Source organism: Vogesella sp. XCS3 (genome assembly GCF_020616155.1).
In the GTDB taxonomy this organism is placed as follows: Bacteria; Pseudomonadota; Gammaproteobacteria; order Burkholderiales; family Chromobacteriaceae; genus Vogesella.
Map to the genome: position 1 here is coordinate 317388 of NZ_CP085530.1, position 17689 is coordinate 335076.

At 63.5% G+C, this 17689-nt stretch carries 16 protein-coding genes; 10 read left to right on the forward strand and 6 right to left on the reverse strand.

All coding sequences use genetic code 11. From position 1 onward, the window contains the following. Window positions 1–119: 119 nt before the first annotated feature. Window positions 120–482, reverse strand: coding sequence for a DUF2325 domain-containing protein (locus LCH97_RS01575; protein ID WP_227303054.1), 363 nt, complete (start codon window positions 480–482; stop codon window positions 120–122). 259 nt (window positions 483–741) lie between these two features. Between LCH97_RS01575 and LCH97_RS01580 the strand changes: the two genes are divergently transcribed. Further along, a complete protein-coding gene (locus LCH97_RS01580; RefSeq protein WP_227303055.1) occupies window positions 742–2802 on the forward strand; it encodes a TonB-dependent siderophore receptor in 2061 nt (686 codons plus the stop codon). 97 nt (window positions 2803–2899) lie between these two features. On the opposite strand, the gene LCH97_RS01585 is transcribed toward LCH97_RS01580, so the two are convergent. The 3 genes from LCH97_RS01585 to LCH97_RS01595 all read right to left on the reverse strand — a co-directional run bounded on the left by LCH97_RS01585 (window position 2900) and on the right by LCH97_RS01595 (window position 7338). Continuing rightward, complete coding sequence (locus tag LCH97_RS01585) at window positions 2900–4441, reverse strand: DHA2 family efflux MFS transporter permease subunit (RefSeq protein WP_227303056.1); 1542 nt, start codon at window positions 4439–4441, stop codon at window positions 2900–2902. Window positions 4442–4450: 9 nt separating this feature from the next. After that, window positions 4451–5599 carry an HlyD family efflux transporter periplasmic adaptor subunit gene (locus LCH97_RS01590; RefSeq protein WP_227303057.1) on the reverse strand — a complete coding sequence of 383 codons (1149 nt, stop codon included), beginning with the start codon at window positions 5597–5599 and terminating at the stop codon, window positions 4451–4453. Window positions 5600–5907: 308 nt separating this feature from the next. After that, complete coding sequence (locus LCH97_RS01595) at window positions 5908–7338, reverse strand: efflux transporter outer membrane subunit (protein WP_227303058.1); 1431 nt, start codon at window positions 7336–7338, stop codon at window positions 5908–5910. Window positions 7339–7438: 100 nt separating this feature from the next. Between LCH97_RS01595 and LCH97_RS01600 the strand changes: the two genes are divergently transcribed. Then, on the forward strand, window positions 7439–8056 hold the full coding sequence (locus LCH97_RS01600; protein ID WP_227303059.1) for a TetR/AcrR family transcriptional regulator: 618 nt from the start codon (window positions 7439–7441) through the stop codon (window positions 8054–8056). A 71-nt stretch (window positions 8057–8127) separates the two neighbouring features. Here LCH97_RS01600 and LCH97_RS01605 read toward each other — a convergent pair whose 3' ends face one another. Then, a complete protein-coding gene (locus tag LCH97_RS01605; protein WP_227303060.1) occupies window positions 8128–9234 on the reverse strand; it encodes a hypothetical protein in 1107 nt (368 codons plus the stop codon). Window positions 9235–9441: 207 nt separating this feature from the next. Next, a complete protein-coding gene (locus LCH97_RS01610) occupies window positions 9442–11124 on the reverse strand; it encodes an AarF/ABC1/UbiB kinase family protein (protein WP_227303061.1) in 1683 nt (560 codons plus the stop codon). Between the two features lie 270 nt (window positions 11125–11394). On the opposite strand from LCH97_RS01610, the gene LCH97_RS01615 reads away from it, so the two are divergent. The 8 genes from LCH97_RS01615 (at window position 11395) to LCH97_RS01650 (ending at window position 17687) form a co-directional block, all read left to right on the forward strand. Further along, window positions 11395–12219 (forward strand): C40 family peptidase, encoded by an 825-nt coding sequence (locus LCH97_RS01615; RefSeq protein WP_227303062.1) that lies wholly within the window; start codon window positions 11395–11397, stop codon window positions 12217–12219. A 129-nt stretch (window positions 12220–12348) separates the two neighbouring features. Then, window positions 12349–12561: a hypothetical protein gene (locus tag LCH97_RS01620; protein ID WP_017507977.1), complete on the forward strand. Its 213-nt coding sequence runs from the start codon at window positions 12349–12351 to the stop codon at window positions 12559–12561. Window positions 12562–12569: 8 nt separating this feature from the next. Further along, window positions 12570–13817, forward strand: a complete 1248-nt coding sequence (locus tag LCH97_RS01625) for a lipoprotein-releasing ABC transporter permease subunit (protein WP_227303063.1) — start codon at window positions 12570–12572, stop codon at window positions 13815–13817. Continuing rightward, complete coding sequence (gene lolD, locus LCH97_RS01630) at window positions 13810–14496, forward strand: lipoprotein-releasing ABC transporter ATP-binding protein LolD (protein ID WP_227303064.1); 687 nt, start codon at window positions 13810–13812, stop codon at window positions 14494–14496. Before LCH97_RS01625 ends, lolD begins: the two co-directional genes overlap by 8 nt. Window positions 14497–14525: 29 nt before the next feature. Further along, window positions 14526–15809: a mechanosensitive ion channel family protein gene (locus LCH97_RS01635; RefSeq protein WP_227303065.1), complete on the forward strand. Its 1284-nt coding sequence runs from the start codon at window positions 14526–14528 to the stop codon at window positions 15807–15809. A gap of 9 nt (window positions 15810–15818) precedes the next feature. Beyond that, window positions 15819–16442: a response regulator transcription factor gene (locus LCH97_RS01640; protein ID WP_227303066.1), complete on the forward strand. Its 624-nt coding sequence runs from the start codon at window positions 15819–15821 to the stop codon at window positions 16440–16442. After that, window positions 16439–16885, forward strand: a complete 447-nt coding sequence (gene nudB / locus LCH97_RS01645; RefSeq protein ID WP_227303067.1) for a dihydroneopterin triphosphate diphosphatase — start codon at window positions 16439–16441, stop codon at window positions 16883–16885. Before LCH97_RS01640 ends, nudB begins: the two co-directional genes overlap by 4 nt. 88 nt (window positions 16886–16973) lie before the next feature. Continuing rightward, complete coding sequence (locus LCH97_RS01650) at window positions 16974–17687, forward strand: response regulator (RefSeq protein ID WP_227303068.1); 714 nt, start codon at window positions 16974–16976, stop codon at window positions 17685–17687. Window positions 17688–17689: the final 2 nt, after the last annotated feature.

Genomic DNA, 17689 nt, shown 5'->3' on the forward strand with positions numbered 1-17689 from the left:
CCAGCTAGGCCGCGGACGATGCCTCTAAAAAGACGGCCAGCGTGCTACCCGCCGCTGGCCGTATCACATGAAGAGGAAGCGATCGTCCGCGTACGGACTCGTTATGTCTGGTGTGCAGCTTAGTGCTTGCGCACCTTGCCGCTGCTACCGGGTTTCTGGCAGGCATTGGGGCAGCTGGCACAGTGCTGTTTTTCGGTAAAGCCGACACAGTTCAGCTGCTGCTTCAGCGAGCATACCGAGCGGCGGCAGGCGATGAAGCGCACTTTTTCTTCGTTGGCCAGCTCGCGAAAGTGCTTCATCACGTTGTGGCCCAGAAAGTCGGTAAACAGGATCAGCAGGTCGGTGCCGGCCGGCAGGCGGTCCAGCTTGCGCTGGTGCGAGCTGTTACGGCCGCTCAGGTGTTTGTGGATGCTGATGCCGAACTCGTCCAGCACCCCCGGGATATTGCCCAAAGTATCTGCTCCTACCAGCATGGCATTCATGTCATCCGCTCCTGCATTGATTGATTCGATGGCTGGATGATATCCATTCTCATTCTTGTTATCAAGAATAATTCTCATTAAAAGTTTGTGACTGTCGCGCAAATATGACATTGGCCGCAGTGGCGCGGGTCATCTCCGCTTTGTCCGCCTTTGTAGCAGGGTTGATGCTGTAAATAACAATCAGTATTATTCGCGCCCCATTACAACAGCCGTGCCGCCAAGACGGCTACGGCAGCCAACCCTCTCCGGACCCGAACGCATGATGCACACCCTTACCCCCCGAACCCTGCCGCTCTTGGTACTGGCCGCGCTGGCCGGCCCGGCGCTGGCCGACGTGACCCTGCCCACAGTCACCGTTAGCGCAGACGAGGCCGCTGCTAGCGCCGCCCGCCTGCCGGACGTCACCACCGCCACCCGTACCCGCACGCCGGCCAAACTGGTACCGCAAACCATCGATAGCGTGAAAACCGAACAGATCACTGCCTACGGCCAGCGCAGCCTCAGCCAGGCGCTGGTCGGCGTGCCGGGCGTAGACGCCAGCGGCGATACCCGCTTCGATGGCGTTACCATCCGTGGCTTTGGCGCCGGTACCGATATGTATCTGGATGGTTTTCGCGACGACATGCAGTACACCCGCGACCTGGGCAATATTGAACGGGTAGAGGTGCTGAAGGGCCCGGCAGCCGTACTGTACGGCCGTGGCAGTAGCGGCGGCATCGTCAACCGCATCAGCAAGCGCCCGCAAAAAGGCTTGCCGTCTACCCTCAGCGCCGAAGTGGGCAGCCATGACCGCTACCGCCTGCAGGCCGACCTGAACGGCGAGTGGCGCGATGATGTGCGCGTGCGCCTGAACGCCGCGCAAGAAGAGTACGGCAGCTTCCGCAACGGTGTGGAGGGCAGCCGCAAGCTGTTTGCGCCGTCGCTGAACTGGCGCCTGGCACCGGACCTGAACTGGCTGTTGCAGTACGAATATAACGAGCACACCCGCACGCCCGACCGCGGCATCCCCGGCGTGAACGGTGCACCGGCCAATGTGCCGCTGGAAAGCGTGTATAGCGACACCCGCCGCGATAGCATCCACGACGTGTCGCAGTCGCTGCGCTCGCGCCTGAGTTACGACCTCAACGCGCAGTGGCAGCTGCGTCACCTGCTGGGCCTGATCCGCCTGGATAGCCAGTTCGACAATACCTACGTTACCGGCGTCAGCGGTAACAATGTGAACCGCCAGCGCTGGCAGCAAGACCTGAAGGCCGACAACCTGCTCAGCCAGACCGAGCTGGAAGGCGAGGTCTACAGCGGCAACGTCAAGCACCAGCTGCTGCTGGGTGTCGATCAAGGCTGGCAGGAGCGCAGCCCCAAGCTGTACAACAACGCCAGCACTATCGCTGCGGCCAACCTGTATCGCCCAGCGACCCTTGCACAGTACAACGGCGCCATGCGCGTCAACAGCGACGCCCAGCACCGCGTGCGCAGCCGCGGCGTGTACGCGCAAGACCAGCTGACGCTGGGCGATTGGCAATTGCTGGCCGGCCTGCGCCACGACGTGTTCCATGTGAGCAGCCGCCGCGTTGATACCGGCGCCAGCGAGTCGCGCAACAGCAGCAGCCTCAGCCCGCGCCTGGGCGTGGTGTGGAACGGCCTGCCGGCGCACGCGCTGTACGCCAGCTACAGCAAGACCTTTGCCCCGGTGGGCGGTAGCCTGATCGGCCTGACGCCGGGCAGCCAGGGCAATACGCTGGACCCGGAATACACCCGCCTGTACGAAACCGGCATCAAGAGCGACTGGCTGGGCAACCGTGTGGCCACCACGCTGTCGCTGTACCGTCTGGAGCTGTACAACCGCCGCACCACCGACCCGGCCGACCCCAGCCGCACCATCCTCAACGGCCTGCAACGCAGCGAAGGCGTGGAGCTGAGCGCCCAGGCCCGCTTGCCGGGCCAGGCCTATCTGCGTGGCGGTGTGGCGGTGCAGGATGCCAGCCTGGTGCGTGCCGAGCCGGCCAACCAGGGCAAGCGCCCGGCCAACGTGTCCAAGCATAACGGCAGCCTGTTCGTGGGCGTGGACGCCAGCCAGGGCTGGTTTGGCGAGGTGGGCGTTACGGCGGTAGGCAAGCGCTTTGCCGACAGTGCCAACACCACGGTGCTGCCGGGCTACCAGCGCTGGGACGCCCGCGCCGGCTACCGCCAGAAAGCGTGGGACGCCACCTTGGCGGTGGAAAACCTGAGCGATCGCCGCTACTTCGTCAGCGCCACCTCCAGCGCGCAGATCATGCCGGGCAACCCGCGCCAGTTCCAGCTGAGCACGCGTTACCGCTTCTGAGTGGTGTAGTGCCCCGTTAACGCACAAGGCCTGCCGGCAATGCCGGCAGGCCTTGTGCGCATCTTGCGGCCAACCTTGCGCCAGGCGTTAACAGGCCCTAGTGCGCCTGGCTGGTGTCGGCCACGCGGGTGGGGCGCGGTGCCAGCCAGATCATGCAGGCGGCCAGCACGAAAGACAGGCCGGACAGCCAGAACAGCTCGTTGGTAGACAGCATGATGCTTTGCGACTGGATCAGCTGCCCCAGTTGCTGTCGACCGGCATCGATACTGCCACCGCCCAGCTGCTGCAGCGCCTGAGGGCTGCTGTCTACCAGTGCTGTCAGTTCGGCGTGGTAACCGCTTGCCTTGTCGTCCCACGCGGTGGTGACGATGGAGGTGGCAAAGGCGCCGGACAGCGTACGCATGAAGCTCATCAGGCCGGCGGCCGACGCCATTTCTTCCGGTTCCACGCTGGCCATGGCCAGGCCGGTGAGCGGCACAAAGAAAAACGGCATGCCCAGGCCCTGGAACAGCAAGGGCAGCGCCACTTGCCAGAAATCCATGTCGGTAGTGGCAAAGCTGCGGTACAGGGTGACCGCCCCCAGCCACATCACGCCGGCAAATACAAGCGGGCGCGGGTCCATCTTTTGCGACAGCTGCGCGGCCAACGGCGCCACCAGCACCGCCAGAATGCCGCTCATCGCGGTGGCGTGGCCGGCCTCGGTGGCGGTGTAGCCCATATAGGCCTGCAGCCACTGCGGCGTCAGCACCGTGGCGCCAAAGAACGAGCCGAACGCCAGCGAAATGGTGGCCACGCTCACCCAGTAGCCGCGGTGGCGGAACACACGCAGGTTCACTACCGGGTTGCGCTCGGTCAGCTCCCAGATCATAAAGGCGGCAAAGCCGATGGCGCTGACCACGGCCAGGCCCACGATGATGGGCGAGCCGAACCAGTCCAGGTTCTTGCCTTCGTCGATCATGATCTGGAACGCGCCCACCCACAGCACCAGCAGCGCCAGGCCTATGGTGTCAAAACGCATCTTCATGAGGGGGCTCTGGTAGCGTTTCAGCAGCCCCCAGCCAAAGTAGCCGCAGGCAATGGCAATGGGCACGTTGATGTAGAAGATCCACGGCCAGCTGGCTTCGTCGCACAACCAGCCACCCAGAATGGGGCCCATGATCGGCGCCACCAGCGTGGTCATGCTCCACAGGCCGATGGCGGCACCGGCTTTTTCCTTGGGGAAGATCTGCAGCAGTAGTGTCTGCGACATCGGCATCAGCGGGCCGCCGGCCAGGCCTTGCAGCACGCGGAACAGGATCAGCATTTCCAGCGAGGTGGCCATACCGCACAGCAACGAAAACACGCCGAACAGTATCATGGCACCGGCAAACAGCCGTACGGTGCCAAAGCGTGCTGCCAGCCAGCCGGTAAGCGGTACGGTAATGGCCTCGGCCACTGCGTACGAGGTAATGACGTAAGTGCCCTGGCTGGACGACACGCCCAGGCTGCCGGCGATATTGGGTACCGACACGTTGGCGATGGTGGTGTCCAGCACGGCCACGAAGTTGGCCGCGGCCAGCAGCAGGGCCGCCAGCCATAGCTGGCCACCTTGCAGCGGCACAATCGGCGCAGAAGCGGGTGGGGAGTGGGGCGCAGACATGCGGCTTCCTTATTCGCTACGGGTATCGATGGTGGCGGTCATCGACAGCCCCACTTGCAGCGGGTGCTGGCGCAGCTCGGCCGGGTCCAGCGCAATGCGTACCGGTACGCGCTGCACCACCTTGATCCAGTTGCCGGTGGCGTTCTGCGCCGGGATGGTGGCAAACGCCGCGCCGGAGCCGCCAGCCAGGCCGGCTACCTTGCCGTGGTATTCCACCTCGCTGCCGTACAAGTCGGCTTTCAGCGTGACCGGCTGGCCGATGCGCACGGTGCGCAGCTGGCCTTCCTTGAAGTTGGCATCCACGTGTACGGCTTGCAGCGGCACTACTGACAACAGCTGGCTGCCGGCCTGCACGCGCTGGCCCAGCTGCACCTGGCGTTTGGCCACCACGCCGTCTACCGGGGCGCGGATCACGGTGCGCGCCAGATCCACGCGGGCCTGGTCACGCTTGGCGCGCGCCAGTGTTACTTCCGGGTTGGTGTCCACGCTGGTGTTACGGGTCAGGGTCTGGTTGGCTTTCAGGCTGCCTTCGGCGGCGCGCAGGTTGGCCGCACTCTGTTTGGCGGCCGCTTCGGCGGCCTGGTACGCTGCCTCGGCCACGTTCAGCGCACTGCGGGCATTGCTGACTTCCTCGCCGGACACCGAGCCGTTTTTGGCCAGTGCCTGGCGCCGGTTGTAGTCCAGCCGCGCGCGTTCCAGCTCGGCCTGTGCCGATGCCAGCTGTGCCTGGCTGCGCACCTGCTCGGCAGCGCGGGCCTGGACTTGTGCGCCCAGACCCTCGTCGCTGGCCAGATAGCCCTGTACGCGGCGCTGGGCGCGCGCCAGCTCGGCTTCGGCCTGCGCCAGCGCCAGGCGGGCGTCGGTATCGTCCAGCAGCACCAGCACGTCGCCGCGTTTTACCGCCTGGGTATCCACTACGGACACCTGGCGTACGGTGCCGCTCACCTCGGGGGTGAGCTGCGCCATTTCGGCAGCTACGTAGGCGTTGTCGGTGCTGACATGGTGGGACGCTACCAGGTACCAGTAGCTGCCGTAGGCCAGCGCGCCGACGGCGACCACGCCGCCCAGCAGGGTAAACAGGGTTTTGCGGCGTGCCGCCGGCTTGGCCGCATCGGCCGGGATGTCTTGCGCGGGCAGGGCTTGGGTGTGTTCGCTCATGATGTGCTTTCTCTCAATCGGTGTTGTCGGGTCAGGTCGGCTAGGGCCTGTTAACGCTATTTTTGATGCGGCGGCGCTTGTCAGGTGGCGGCAATGCGCGAAAAACCAGGCGCAGCAGGGCGATCCCTGCCAGCACGGTTTGACAAAGCAGTGCCCCGCATGGCGCGCGCCCCGAAGGGCAGGCCCGATAAGCTTCCCACTGCGGCGTTGTCAGGCTTGCGCTGGGAACCACCCAGCGCATCGCCCTCCGCCTGGCATTGGAAAACTTCTCGAGCCTGCGCCGCAGCAAGAAATAGTGTTAACAGGCCCTACTGGTCGCTACCCAGCGCCTTGGTCAGGGCGATGTCCAGCTGTGCCTGCTGGCTTTGCAGCTGGGTCAGCGTGCGGCGGGCGGCAATCACGCTGTCTTCGGCATTCAGTACGTCCAGATAGCTGGCCAGGCCGCCCTGGTAGCGGTCGTGGGTGAGCTCCCACGCCCGTTCGGCCGCCTCGGTGGCCTGCTGGCGCTGTGCCAGCTGTGCGGCCAACCCTTGCTGGCGGGTGTACGCCTGGGCGATGTCCTGTAGCGCTTGCAGCAGGGTCTGGTTGTAGCTGGCAACGGCGTTGTCGTATTCGCCGCGAGCACTGCGGTAGCTGCCTTGCAGCGCGTCCTGGCGGAACAGCGGCAGGCTGATGGCCGGGCCGAAACCGGCAATGCCGGAGCCGGCACGGGTCAGCGCATCCAGCCCCAGGCTCTGCGCGCCGACGTAGGCGCTCAGGTTGACGTTAGGGTAGAAGCCGGCACGGGCAACCTGGACGCGGCTGGCGGCGGCTTCGGCACGCAGGCGGGCGGCGGCGAGGTCGGGGCGGTGGCCGATCAGGTTGGCCGGCAGCGTGGCCGGTAGCGCCTGGGCCTGGCTGACAGTCAGCGCCGGGCGTTGCAGTGCCAGGCCGCGGTCCGGCCCGGCACCCAGCAGCGCGGCCAGTGCCTGGCGTTGCAGGGTGATGGCTTCGTCGGCGGCCAGTAGCTCAGCTTGGGCAGCGGCGCGGCGCGAGGCCGCCTGGGCCACGCTGGCGCGGTTTTCCAGCCCCTGGCTTTCGCGTTCGCGCATCAGGCCTTCGCTCTGGCTGCGTACCTTCAGCGCCTGCTGGCAGGCGTCACGGTCGGCAAACAGGCGCGCCAGCTCGGCGTACTGGCTGGCCACGGCGGTGGTCAGCAGCAGCCGGCTTTGCGCCAGCTCGGCCTCGGCAGCGGCTTGTGCGCTGCTGGCGGCGGCGATGGCGCTGCGGTTCTTGCCCCAGAAATCCAGCTCGTAGCTGACGTCCAGCGCCACGCGGCTGCTGGTGTTGAAACCCGGCGGCACGAAGGCGGCTGGCATGCCGTTATTCAGGCTCTGGCGCAGGCGGGTGAAGTCGCCGTTGGCGCTGACGCCGGGCTGCCGGGTGGCGCCGGCCTGCTGTGCCAGGCCTTCGGCTTGCAGCAGACGGGCGCGGGCACTGTCCAGCGACGGCGACTGCGCCAGCGCTTCTTGCATCAGCTGGTCCAGCTGCGGGTCCTGATAGCGCTGCCACCAGTGCTCGCCCGCCCACTCGCCGTGGCTGTCCGGCAGCGTCTGCTGGCTTTGCAACTGGCTGGCCGGCAGCAGGGCGGGGCTGGCGGGCAGGTCGGGAATGCTGGCACAACCGGCCAGCAGGCTGCCGGCACCCAGCAGCAGGGCCAGGCGGGTACGCGCATGGAAAGCGGGAAGGGTCTGATTCATGATTTTGATCAATAATTAAACTGTACGGTACAGTTATAATCGTGGTGTACAATGGCTGTCAACATAAAATTGAACTGACTGGTTCAGTATTGGGGTGAGCATGCGCGTCAAGACCGAAGCAAAACGCCAGAGCATCGTGGATGCCGCGGCCGGGGTATTCATGGAGAAGGGCTACGAGGCGGCGTCGATGGCGGAGATTGCCAGCCGCGCCGGCGGCTCCAAGGCCACGCTGTACAGCTACTTTCCGTCCAAGGAAGAGCTGTTCCTGATGGTGATGAAAACGCTGGCGGAAGAGCGCATGAGCCAGGCCCACGCGCGGCTGACGGCAGATGGCGACTTGCGCGCGGCCTTGTTGCGCTTTGGCGAGCAGATGCTGCGCAACCTGCTAAGCCCGGAAATCGCCGCCTTGCGCGGTATCGTGCTGGGCGAGGGGCGGCGCTCTGGCGTGGGGCAGCTATTCTTCGATAATGGCCCCGCCATCGGCTGGGGCAAGTTGGCCGCGTTTCTGGAAGGGCAGATGCAGGCCGGCCGGCTGCGCCAGGCCAAGCCGTGGACCGCTGCAGTGCATTTGCTGGCCTTGCTGGAGGCCGAGTTCATGGAGTGGTTTATCGTGGGCGCGCGCGAGATGCCGACCGACGAGGCCATCAGCGAGGCGGTAGTCGCTGCTGTGGATGTGTTCCTGGCTGGTTACGCACCCTCGTCAAGCGAGGGCGACTGAGCCGGGACGGGAATAAGCACAAGGGCGGCCTGCGCATGCAGGCCGCCCTTGTGCTTGGTAAAGCATGTGGCTCAGGCGGTAAGGTCTACCTGCGAAATCAGCCCGGCCTGGCCGCCCTCGGTCAGGTAGACGCCGGCTTTGCGCATCTGCGCCACGGTCTGGTTGGCCGCATCGGTATGGCGGAAGGTGGCGTCCACGTGCGGCAGCAACAGCGCGCCGATGCCCACGTCCATCAGGCTGGTCAGCTGATCCTTGCCGTCTTGCTGGCCCTGCCACAGTTGCAGGCGGGCAAAGAGCGGGTCGCCCTCGTCGATGGCGCCGTTGCCGTCGCTGTCCAGTGCGGCCAGCTCGCCAAAGCCGTCGCCGCTTTGCGGGCCGAACAGCTCGTTTTGCTGGTCGATCTTGCCGTTGCCGTTACGGTCCAGCGCCAGCCAGCCGCCGTTTTTTGGCACCGGCAGCGTGTTTTTCTTGCCGTCGTTATCGATGTCGAACTGTACGGTGGCGCCGGACAGCGTACCGGCGTCGTGGCCCAGGCTGATCATCAGCGGGTCGCGCGCGGCCGCGCCGAAGTTCAGCGTTTCTGTGCTGCTTACCGAGAAGCTGCGTTGCAGGCTGACGTCCAGCTGGAAGTTCAGGCTGCGGCCGTCGCGGGTGGTGATGTTGCCGCTGGCGGAAAACTGCAGCGATTCCTGCTCGCTATAACGCGTTTCGCGCTCGATGCGCAGGCCCCAGTCCTCGTTGCCTTGTTCGCGGCGTGGCGTGCCACGCTCTTGTTGCTGCTCGCCCTGCATGGCCTGATCTTGCGCGGCCGCTTGCAGGTGTTGCTTGTCCAGCGGGTACACGTCGGACAGGTCGATACGGATACCGAAAGTAGACTCCAGGATATTGCGCAGCAGCGACAGTGTGGGGCTGAGGTCGGCTTCCAGCGGGCTATCGCTTGCCTGCACGTCGCTTGCGCCCTGGCTGGCATTGCTCTGGGCCAGGCTTTGGCCAATGGCGGTTGCCGGGCTGGCTTGCTGCGCAGCGGCGCGGCGGCCGCTTTCGCTGATGTCCACCTGGTCTTGCGGGGCGTTTTGCCGCGCGCCTTCCTGCCAGAAGGTAATGCGCTGCTGGGTGCTGTGGGTTTGTTCCAGGTAGTGCTGGCTGCTCAGGTCTAGCGACAGGCTATCGATTCTCATGGCGGTTCTCCTGCTGGCCTGTCTGCGCCGCAGGGGGCAAGAGAGGCGATTCGATGCGCTTATATCGGCAGCATGGCGGCAGGGCTTAGCCTTTTTTGATAGCAGGTGTTAATAAAAACAGCCGCTACCCAAGGGGTAGTGGCTGCGCTTTGCGGAGACGCAAAATCAATATGGATCAGTGGGTTGTGGCAAGGTTGGCCGCAGGGGTTACAGGTGCTTGCCGGCGCGCCAGATCGACCAGATCAACCACAGGCTGTTGAAAAAAGCAGCCATGAAGCCCAGAAAGCCAAACAGCGGCAGGCCGAACAGTGTGGGGCCGCCCTTCACTGTCATCACGATGGACGAGCCGATAATCAGGCAGCCGGTGACAATGCCCATGGTCAGCCGGTTCACGCTCTTGTCCAGCTGGTGGCCAAACTGCTCCAGCCGCTTCAGGTCGAGGTTGATGCGGAAGCGGCCGTGGCGAATGTCCTTGCCAAGGCGGATGATGTCGCCCGGCAGGTTGGCCAGCATGCCCAGGCCCTCGGTTACCGTGGTCTTGCCGCGCTTGAACAGGTTACGCGGGTCGTAGCGCGCCAGGATCAGCTGTTTGACAAATGGCGCCAGGTGTTCCACCAGCTGGAAATCCGGGTCCAGCTGGCGGCCCAGGCCTTCCAGGGTGATCAGCGCCTTGAACAGCATGGCCATGTCCGGCGGCAGCAAAATGCCGTGGTCACGGATCAGCGCCATGATGTCGTTGATCAGCTGGGTGATGTTGAGGTTTTTCAGCGGCACATGGTCGTACTGGAACAGGATCTCGCCGATATCCTCGGCAAACTGTTCTTCGTCTACCGGCGTGCTGCCGGTCCACTCCAGCAACACGTTCATCATGCCGCGTTCGTTGCGCTCGGCCAGTGCGGCCAACATGTCCACGATTTCGTCACGGCGCTTGTGCGATAGCCGGCCCACCATGCCAAAGTCGATGAAGGCGATGCGGTTGTCGGCCAGGAAAATTACGTTGCCGGGGTGCGGGTCGGCGTGGAAGAAGCCGTTGATCAGGATCATCTTCAGTACCGCATCGGCACCGCGCTTGGCCAGCAGCGGCGGGGACAGGCCGGCGCCAGGCAATGCGTCTACCGGTGTGGCTGACCAGCCGGCGATATAGTCCTGTACGTTCACCGCCGGGCGGGTGTAGTCCCAGTACACCGCGGGCACGCGGATATGCGGGTCGCCGGCAAAGTCTTTGCCGAAGCGTTCCATATTGCGTGCTTCCACCGCCAGGTCCAGCTCGCGCCGTAGCGAGCGCGAAAACTGCGCCACGATTTCGGATGGCTGGAAGCGGCGCGCGTCGGGAAACTCCAGCTCGATCAGGTGCGCAATGTGTTCCAGGATGCGCAGGTCGGCCTCTACCTTGTCTACAATGCCGGGGCGGCGCAGCTTGACGGCCACCTCGGTGCCATCTTTCAGTAGCGCGCGGTGTACCTGGGCGATCGAAGCCGAGCCGATGGGTTTGCGTTCGAACTCGGCAAATACCTCGTCCGGTTTGCAGCCTAGCGCCTGTTCCAGCAAAGCATCCAGAAAGCCATCGCCTATCGGTGGCACCGTGCTTTGCAGTTTCTCGAATTCGGTAATCCACTCCGGGCCGAACACGTCCACGCGGGTGGACAGGATCTGGCCCAGCTTGATGAAGGTCGGCCCCAGCTCCTCGAAGGCACGGCGCACACGGATGGGGGCCGGTATGGCATTGGCCGGGTCTGGCAGCGTGATGTTCAGCCATTCGCCCGCCTTTTCTACCGCACGTGGCAGCCGTAGCCGCTGTGCGAATTCGCCCAGCCCGTGGCGGAACAATATGCCGCTGATCTGTTTCAGACGGGGCAGGTCGCGCATGGCGATGAGGGTTTCTCTGAGCATGGCTATCGTCGGGGTAGGGCCGGGTGGCCGTTGCGGGAGTGCGCGCCCATGATGGTGGCGTGGCCAGTATCGCAATATTTCACCCGCATCGACAATAGCCGCCGGCCGCGCCGGTATGGCCGCCGTTATTGGGTGATAGCAATACATTGCCGCTTGGTGGCCGGGGGGAACGATGGTATCGTTCAGCACTATTTTGTTCAAAACCAGCTAACAGATGCGCTGCCAGGCTGCCCGCGAGGGGCGGTGCCGGTGGCATACAGTCTTGAACCTATGAAATTTTACCAATCTATTCTGGCCCTGTTTCTGGCCGGTTTCATGGCCGTAGCCCATGCTGCGCCAGACACCGCGGCGGATGGCGAGGCCGACCCGATCGCCCGCTTTGCCTCGCCAGGCGAAGAGGCTGCCGGCGATCTGTTGCTGCAGGCCATGAGCCTGATCGGCGTCGCCTACCGCTTTGGCGGCAGTAACCCGGAAAGCGGCCTGGATTGCTCCGGTTTTATCCAGTACGTATTCAAAAAGTCCCTGCGTGTGAACCTGCCGCGTACCTCGGCCAGCATGGCCCAGGTTGGCCGCGAGATCGACCGCGATGAACTCAAGGCCGGTGATCTGGTCTTTTTCAATACGCGCGGCTTTCGCTATTCCCACGTGGGCATGTATCTGGGCAATAACAAGTTCATTCACTCACCGCGTACCGGCAAGAGCATCGAAGTAGTCAATATGACTCAAAGCTACTGGGCTACCCGCTATAACGGTGCCCGTCGTGTGGCGCGTGCCGGCATGCCGGTAGCGGCGGCCGAGGTGGAAAAACCAGCCAGCAATGTGGCCGCTGCCAGCACCGGCAAGCGCAGCTACCGCAAGGTCGAGGCGGCGGATACCGAACAGCGTAGCGTGAAGGGCAAGAAGAAAAAGAACGCACGGGATGATGCGCCGGTAGCCAAGGGCAAGAAAGGCAAAAAAGCCGAGCAGGGCAGCAGCGCACGTAGCAAGAAGAAAGCCGGTGCCGAGCAGGCCGTCAGCAAGAAAAGCAGCAAAAAAAGCAGCAAGTCATCTGATGGCGCCAAGAAAAAGGCGCCAGTGAAGAAGAAAAAAGACTAGGCGCCGCCCGCAGTCTGGCGTGACACAATCTGTACCCGAGGCCCCGCTTCTGCCGGGCCTCGCCATTTACAGGGCGCTTATTGCCCGGCTGGCCAGCCCCGTGCTGGCGGCCATACCGAAAGGCCAACAATGAAACCGGATCTGCCAATCTGGCATGCCCCCGACGGCAGCGTGGTGTCGTGCACCGAAAAAGTAAAAGTGATGACCGAGAATATGGAAGAGCTGGCCCAGGTGGCACAGGACGCGTTTGAAGATGCCATCCTGATGGGCTGCGACGAGCATCAGGTGCGTGCTTTTCTGGTGGCCATGATGCAGCAGCTGGACAACCCTTACCGAGCCTGAACCCGCCCATGTCTTTCCCTTACGAGGTCTTTATCGGCCTGCGTTATCTGCGCGCCCGCCGGCGTAACGGCTTTATCTCTTTTATCTCGTTGATGTCGGTGTTGGGCATTGCCCTGGGCGTGGCCGCGCTGATTGTGGTGTTGTCGGTGATGAACGGTTTCCAGCAGGAAATCCGTGGCCGCATGCTGTCGGTGGTGTCGCATCTGGAAATCGGCAGCTACGACGGCCAGATCGCTAGCTGGCAGCCGCTGCAGGCCCAGCTGCGCCAGCAGCCGCACGTGGTGGCCGCCGCCCCGTACGTGAATGCACAGGGCTTGTTATCCAGCCGTGGCAATGTGCGCGGTGCGCTGGTGCGCGGCATCGACCCGGCTGCCGAGCAGACAGTGGTGGCGCTGGGCAAGGAAATGCTGCGCGGCAAGCTCACTGACCTGGAGCCCGGCAGCTATCGCATCGTGCTGGGTGTAGAGCTGGCGCGCCAGCTGGGTGTGGAAGTGGGCGACAAGGTGACACTGATCACGCCGCAAGGCAATGTAACCCCGGCTGGCATGATGCCGCGCCTGAAGCAGTTCACCGTGGCCGGCGTGTTCAAGGCTGGCATGTTCGAGTACGACTCCTCGCTGGCCATGATCTCGCTGCGCGACGCGCAGGTGCTGTTCCGCCTGGGGCAGGACGTGTCCGGTATCCGCCTGAAACTGGATGACACCATGCTGGCGCCGCAGGTCAAAGCTGCGTTACAACCGCAGCTGGCGGCCAACCTGGTAGCCACCGACTGGACCGACATGAACGCCAATTACTTCCGCGCGGTGCAGATCGAAAAACGCATGATGTTCATCATCCTGACGCTGATCGTGGCCGTGGCCGCGTTCAACCTGGTGTCCACGCTGGTGATGGTGGTTACCGACAAGCAGGCCGACATCGCCATCCTGCGCACATTGGGCGCCAGCCCGGCCAGCATCATGAAGATCTTCATGATCCAGGGCTCCATTGCCGGGGTGCTGGGCACGGTCGCCGGCGTGGCCGGCGGCTTGCTGCTGGCCTACAACCTGGGCGCGGTGCTGTCTGCGGTGGAAAGCCTGATTGGCGCCAAGCTGCTGTCCAGCGATGTATACATGATCGATTACCTGCCCACCGACATCCAGCTGGGCGATGTGTCTACCATCGGCCTGATCTCGCTGGCGCTGGCGCTGCTGGCAACGATTTACCCAAGTTGGCGCGCCGCCCGTGTGCGCCCGGCGGAGGCCCTGCGTTATGAGTAATATCCTGAGCTGCCAGGGTCTGGCCAAGCGCTACAGTGAAGGCAATCTGGCGGTAGACGTGCTGAGCGGCATCGATCTGACGGTCGAGCGTGGCGAGTTTGTCGCCATTGTGGGCGCGTCAGGTTCGGGCAAGAGCACGCTGCTGCACCTGCTAGGCGGGCTGGATGCGCCCAGTAGCGGCAGCGTCAGTGTGCTGGGGCAGCCGCTGGCCGGCATGGACGAAGCGGCGCTGGGGCGTTTTCGTAATCGCCACCTGGGCTTTGTCTACCAGTTCCACCATTTGCTGCCCGAGTTTACCGCGCTGGAAAACGTGATGATGCCCTTGCTGATTGCGCGCCAGCCGCGCGAGCAGGCGGCGGCGCAGGCACAGGCGCTGCTGGCCCAGGTCGGCTTGGCCGCACGTGCCGGCCACAAGCCGGGCGAGCTGTCTGGCGGCGAGCGCCAGCGCGTGGCCATAGCCCGGGCACTGGTAACCCGCCCGGATTGCCTGCTGGCCGACGAGCCCACAGGTAACCTGGACCGTGGCAACGCGGCAGCGGTGTTCGACCTGCTGCGCCAGCTCAATAGCGAGCTGGGCACCAGCATGGTGATGGTGACGCACGATCGCGAGCTGGCGGCGCGTGCCGATCGCGTGCTGACATTGGGGGCGGATGGCTTGCAGCCATTGCCGCAGCCCTGACTAACGTTTGATCAAGATAAGGACCTGTGATGCTGCAACACGACTCTACCCTCACATTCGACCGGCTGGTCGCTGCCATACAAGGCCCCACCGGCTGGATGGAGCTGCTGGTGGCTGCCGTGGGTATCGTGCTGGCGTTCTGGCTGTCGCGTCGTATCCACGCCCGTTACTTTGCGGCCAACCCCGCGGACTGGGGCTTCGGCAAGTACCTGATGTACCGCCTGGTGCTGCCGCTGTCGGCACAGCTGTGGACACAGCTGGCAGCCGTGCTGTGGCAGCTGGCGGTAGGGGTGCGCTCCGAGCTGTTGGTGGTATCGGCTACGCTGCTGTTCTGGATGTCCGTCATCCGTATTCTCACGGCCGTAGTGCGCCATGCCCTGCCGGATGGCAAGCTGGAGCGTAGCACCGAACACTTTATGGCCATGCTGTTGTGGACCGGCTTTGCCAGCTGGGCGGTAGGGGTGGATACCGTGGTGCTGGACTGGCTGGAGTCGATCAGCTTCCGCGTAGGCAAGAACGAAATCGACCTGCTGATGATCCTGTCCGCCCTGGTGTGGGTGTCGGTGATCATGGTGGGCGCGCTGTGGGTCAGCAAGCTCATCGAAAAGCGCGTGATGAAGCTGTCCGACGTCGACCTGAGCCTGCGCATCGTGTTTACCAAGCTGGCGCGCACGCTGCTGATGGTGACCGGTGTGCTGGTGGCGCTGCCCATCGTGGGCATCGACCTTACCGTGCTGTCGGTATTTGGCGGTGCACTGGGTGTGGGCCTGGGTTTTGGCCTACAGAAAATTGCCAGTAACTATGTGTCCGGCTTCATCATCCTGCTGGACCGCTCCATCCGCATTGGCGACCGCCTGATGGTGGACAACCGCGTGGGCTATGTCAGCAAGATCACCAGCCGTTTTGTGGTACTGAAAAGCGCCGACGGCTCGGAGGCGCTGGTGCCGAACGACACGCTGATTGCCAATACGGTGATCAACCAGTCGTATACCGACAAATCGCTGTGGATCAGCCTGCCTATCCAGGTGGCGTACGGTACCGACCTGCCGCAGGCGCTGGCGCTGCTGTGCCAGGCGGCCACGCACCCGCGCGTGAAAACCGACCCGGCGCCGTCTGCCTTTGTGGTGGCGTTTGCCGACTCGGGCATCAATCTGGAAGTAGGACTGTGGGTAAGCGACCCGGAAAACGGCATGCTGTCGCTACGCTCCGAGATCAATCTGCGTATCTGGCAGCTGTTCTGCGAGCATGGCATCCAGATACCGTACCCGCAGCGCGAGGTACGCGTACTGAATCCGGCCGGTAACGAAGCATAGGGAGGCGGGATGAGCAAACAGACTCTGGCGGTAATCGACGACGATCTGGCGGTAAGGCAGTCGCTGTTATGGCTACTGGAAACGCCCAGTCTGGCGGTGAGCGGCTTTGAGAGTGCCGAGCGCTTTTTGGCGCAGGGCAGTGCTGCGGCCAACTTCAACTGCCTGATTGTGGACCTGCGCATGTCTGGCCTGAGCGGCATCATGTTGCTGGAAAAAATGGCGCAATGGCCGTACTGCCCGCCCGTCATCATGCTGACCGCCCACGGTGACGTGCCGCACGCGGTGGCGGCATTCAAGCTGGGTGTGGCGGATTTTCTGGAAAAGCCGTTTGACGACGCCCGCCTGCTGGCCCTGGTGGACGAATGCCTGGCACGCGATGCGCAGGAGCGCGAGCGCTACCAGCGCCGGGTACGGGTAGCCGAAGCGCTGGCCACGCTGACCGAGCGCGAGCGCGAGGTGATGCAGCATATTCTGGCCGGCCTGCTTAACAAGCAGATTGCCGAGGTACTGAGCATCAGCATGAAAACGGTAGAAGTGCACCGCGCCCGCGTGTTCGACAAGATGGGTGTGAAGTCGGCGGTAGAGCTGGCCGGGGTGATTACCGTACTGGACGAGGCAGGCAGCAAGACATGAAGCCAAGCAAGCAGCCGGTTTCCGTGCTGGTAGTGATTCACACCGCCGATCTGCAGGTTTTGTTGATAGAGCGTGCCGACAAGCCAGGCTACTGGCAGTCGGTTACCGGTAGCCGCGAGGGCGACGAAGCGATTGCCGACACCGCCCGCCGCGAGGTGGAAGAAGAAACCGGTTTCGCCGCCGCTGACGGCCAGTGGCACGACTGGCAGCAGCAGAATGTCTATGAGATTTTCCCGCATTGGCGCCATCGTTACGCGCCTGGCGTGACCCACAACACCGAGCATGTGTTCAGTCTGCAGCTGGCTGGCGCCCTGCGGCCAACCCTGGCACCAGGCGAGCACCTGGCCTGGCAGTGGCTGCCCTGGGAGCAGGCAGCCGAGCGGGTGTTTTCCCCTTCCAATGCGGCGGCCATTCGCGCGCTAGCACAGCGTTTTTTGCCTTAATCTACATATTTCCCTTATGTATCCTTGCGCCATTTTGTAGCAGATACCATCATGTGAAGTGTCGGTGGGATAAAAGCAAGGGGGCGATATGACTATGGACTTTTCCAGGCTGAAAATACTGGTGGTGGACGACCAGATGCTGGTGCGCTCGTTGCTGACCCAGTCACTCAAAGCCATGGGTGTCCAGCCCGACAATATCTACCAGGCAGTGGATGGTGCCACGGCCAAGCGCGCGCTGGATGGCAAGCCGGTTGATATCGTCTTGTGCGACCTGCAGATGGAGCCGATGAACGGCATGGATTTGCTCAAAGAAATCCGCTGTGGCCGCACCATGAACCCGCCCAATATGCCGTTTGTTTTCCTGTCGGGCCACGCCGAGAAGCAAAATATCGTCCTGGCTGCCCAGTTGCACGCCGACGGTTTTGTCATCAAGCCACCCAAACCGGCCGAGCTGGAAAAAAACATCAGCGCAGCCATGGCGCGCGCGCGCCCGGAGCCAGACCCGTTTGCCTACTACACCATTCCCACCGGCTCTGCCCATGACAAGTTTGTCTTTGGCGAACAGCTGCAGGCGGCTGCCCGCAAAATGGACGAAGATGGCCACCCGGTAGAGACACTGGCTTTGAAAGAAGTGAAAGCCGGCCGCATTCTGGGCGAGGACTTGTACAACAAGACTGGCCAGCTGCTGCTGCAGCGTGGCAGCGAGTTGACCATTACCCAGCTGCGCGTACTGGTGAATTACCCTGACCGCTTTGGTGTACAGAAAGTGGTGTTGCGCAAGGACGATCCTGTCGAAGCCTGAGT

Excerpts from the sequence above, each read along its gene's own strand:
- LCH97_RS01640 (WP_227303066.1), top strand. The coding sequence starts at position 15,819 with ATGAGCAAACAGACTCTGGCGGTAATCGACGACGATCTGGCGGTAAGG.
- LCH97_RS01625 (WP_227303063.1), top strand. The coding sequence starts at position 12,570 with ATGTCTTTCCCTTACGAGGTCTTTATCGGCCTGCGTTATCTGCGCGCC.
- lolD (WP_227303064.1), top strand. The coding sequence starts at position 13,810 with ATGAGTAATATCCTGAGCTGCCAGGGTCTGGCCAAGCGCTACAGTGAA.
- LCH97_RS01605 (WP_227303060.1), bottom strand. The coding sequence starts at position 9,234 with ATGAGAATCGATAGCCTGTCGCTAGACCTGAGCAGCCAGCACTACCTG.
- nudB (WP_227303067.1), top strand. The coding sequence starts at position 16,439 with ATGAAGCCAAGCAAGCAGCCGGTTTCCGTGCTGGTAGTGATTCACACC.
- LCH97_RS01620 (WP_017507977.1), top strand. The coding sequence starts at position 12,349 with ATGAAACCGGATCTGCCAATCTGGCATGCCCCCGACGGCAGCGTGGTG.
- LCH97_RS01590 (WP_227303057.1), bottom strand. The coding sequence starts at position 5,599 with ATGAGCGAACACACCCAAGCCCTGCCCGCGCAAGACATCCCGGCCGAT.
- LCH97_RS01615 (WP_227303062.1), top strand. The coding sequence starts at position 11,395 with ATGAAATTTTACCAATCTATTCTGGCCCTGTTTCTGGCCGGTTTCATG.
- LCH97_RS01575 (WP_227303054.1), bottom strand. The coding sequence starts at position 482 with ATGAATGCCATGCTGGTAGGAGCAGATACTTTGGGCAATATCCCGGGG.
- LCH97_RS01610 (WP_227303061.1), bottom strand. The coding sequence starts at position 11,124 with ATGCTCAGAGAAACCCTCATCGCCATGCGCGACCTGCCCCGTCTGAAA.
- LCH97_RS01595 (WP_227303058.1), bottom strand. The coding sequence starts at position 7,338 with ATGAATCAGACCCTTCCCGCTTTCCATGCGCGTACCCGCCTGGCCCTG.
- LCH97_RS01580 (WP_227303055.1), top strand. The coding sequence starts at position 742 with ATGATGCACACCCTTACCCCCCGAACCCTGCCGCTCTTGGTACTGGCC.
- LCH97_RS01650 (WP_227303068.1), top strand. The coding sequence starts at position 16,974 with ATGACTATGGACTTTTCCAGGCTGAAAATACTGGTGGTGGACGACCAG.
- LCH97_RS01600 (WP_227303059.1), top strand. The coding sequence starts at position 7,439 with ATGCGCGTCAAGACCGAAGCAAAACGCCAGAGCATCGTGGATGCCGCG.
- LCH97_RS01635 (WP_227303065.1), top strand. The coding sequence starts at position 14,526 with ATGCTGCAACACGACTCTACCCTCACATTCGACCGGCTGGTCGCTGCC.
- LCH97_RS01585 (WP_227303056.1), bottom strand. The coding sequence starts at position 4,441 with ATGTCTGCGCCCCACTCCCCACCCGCTTCTGCGCCGATTGTGCCGCTG.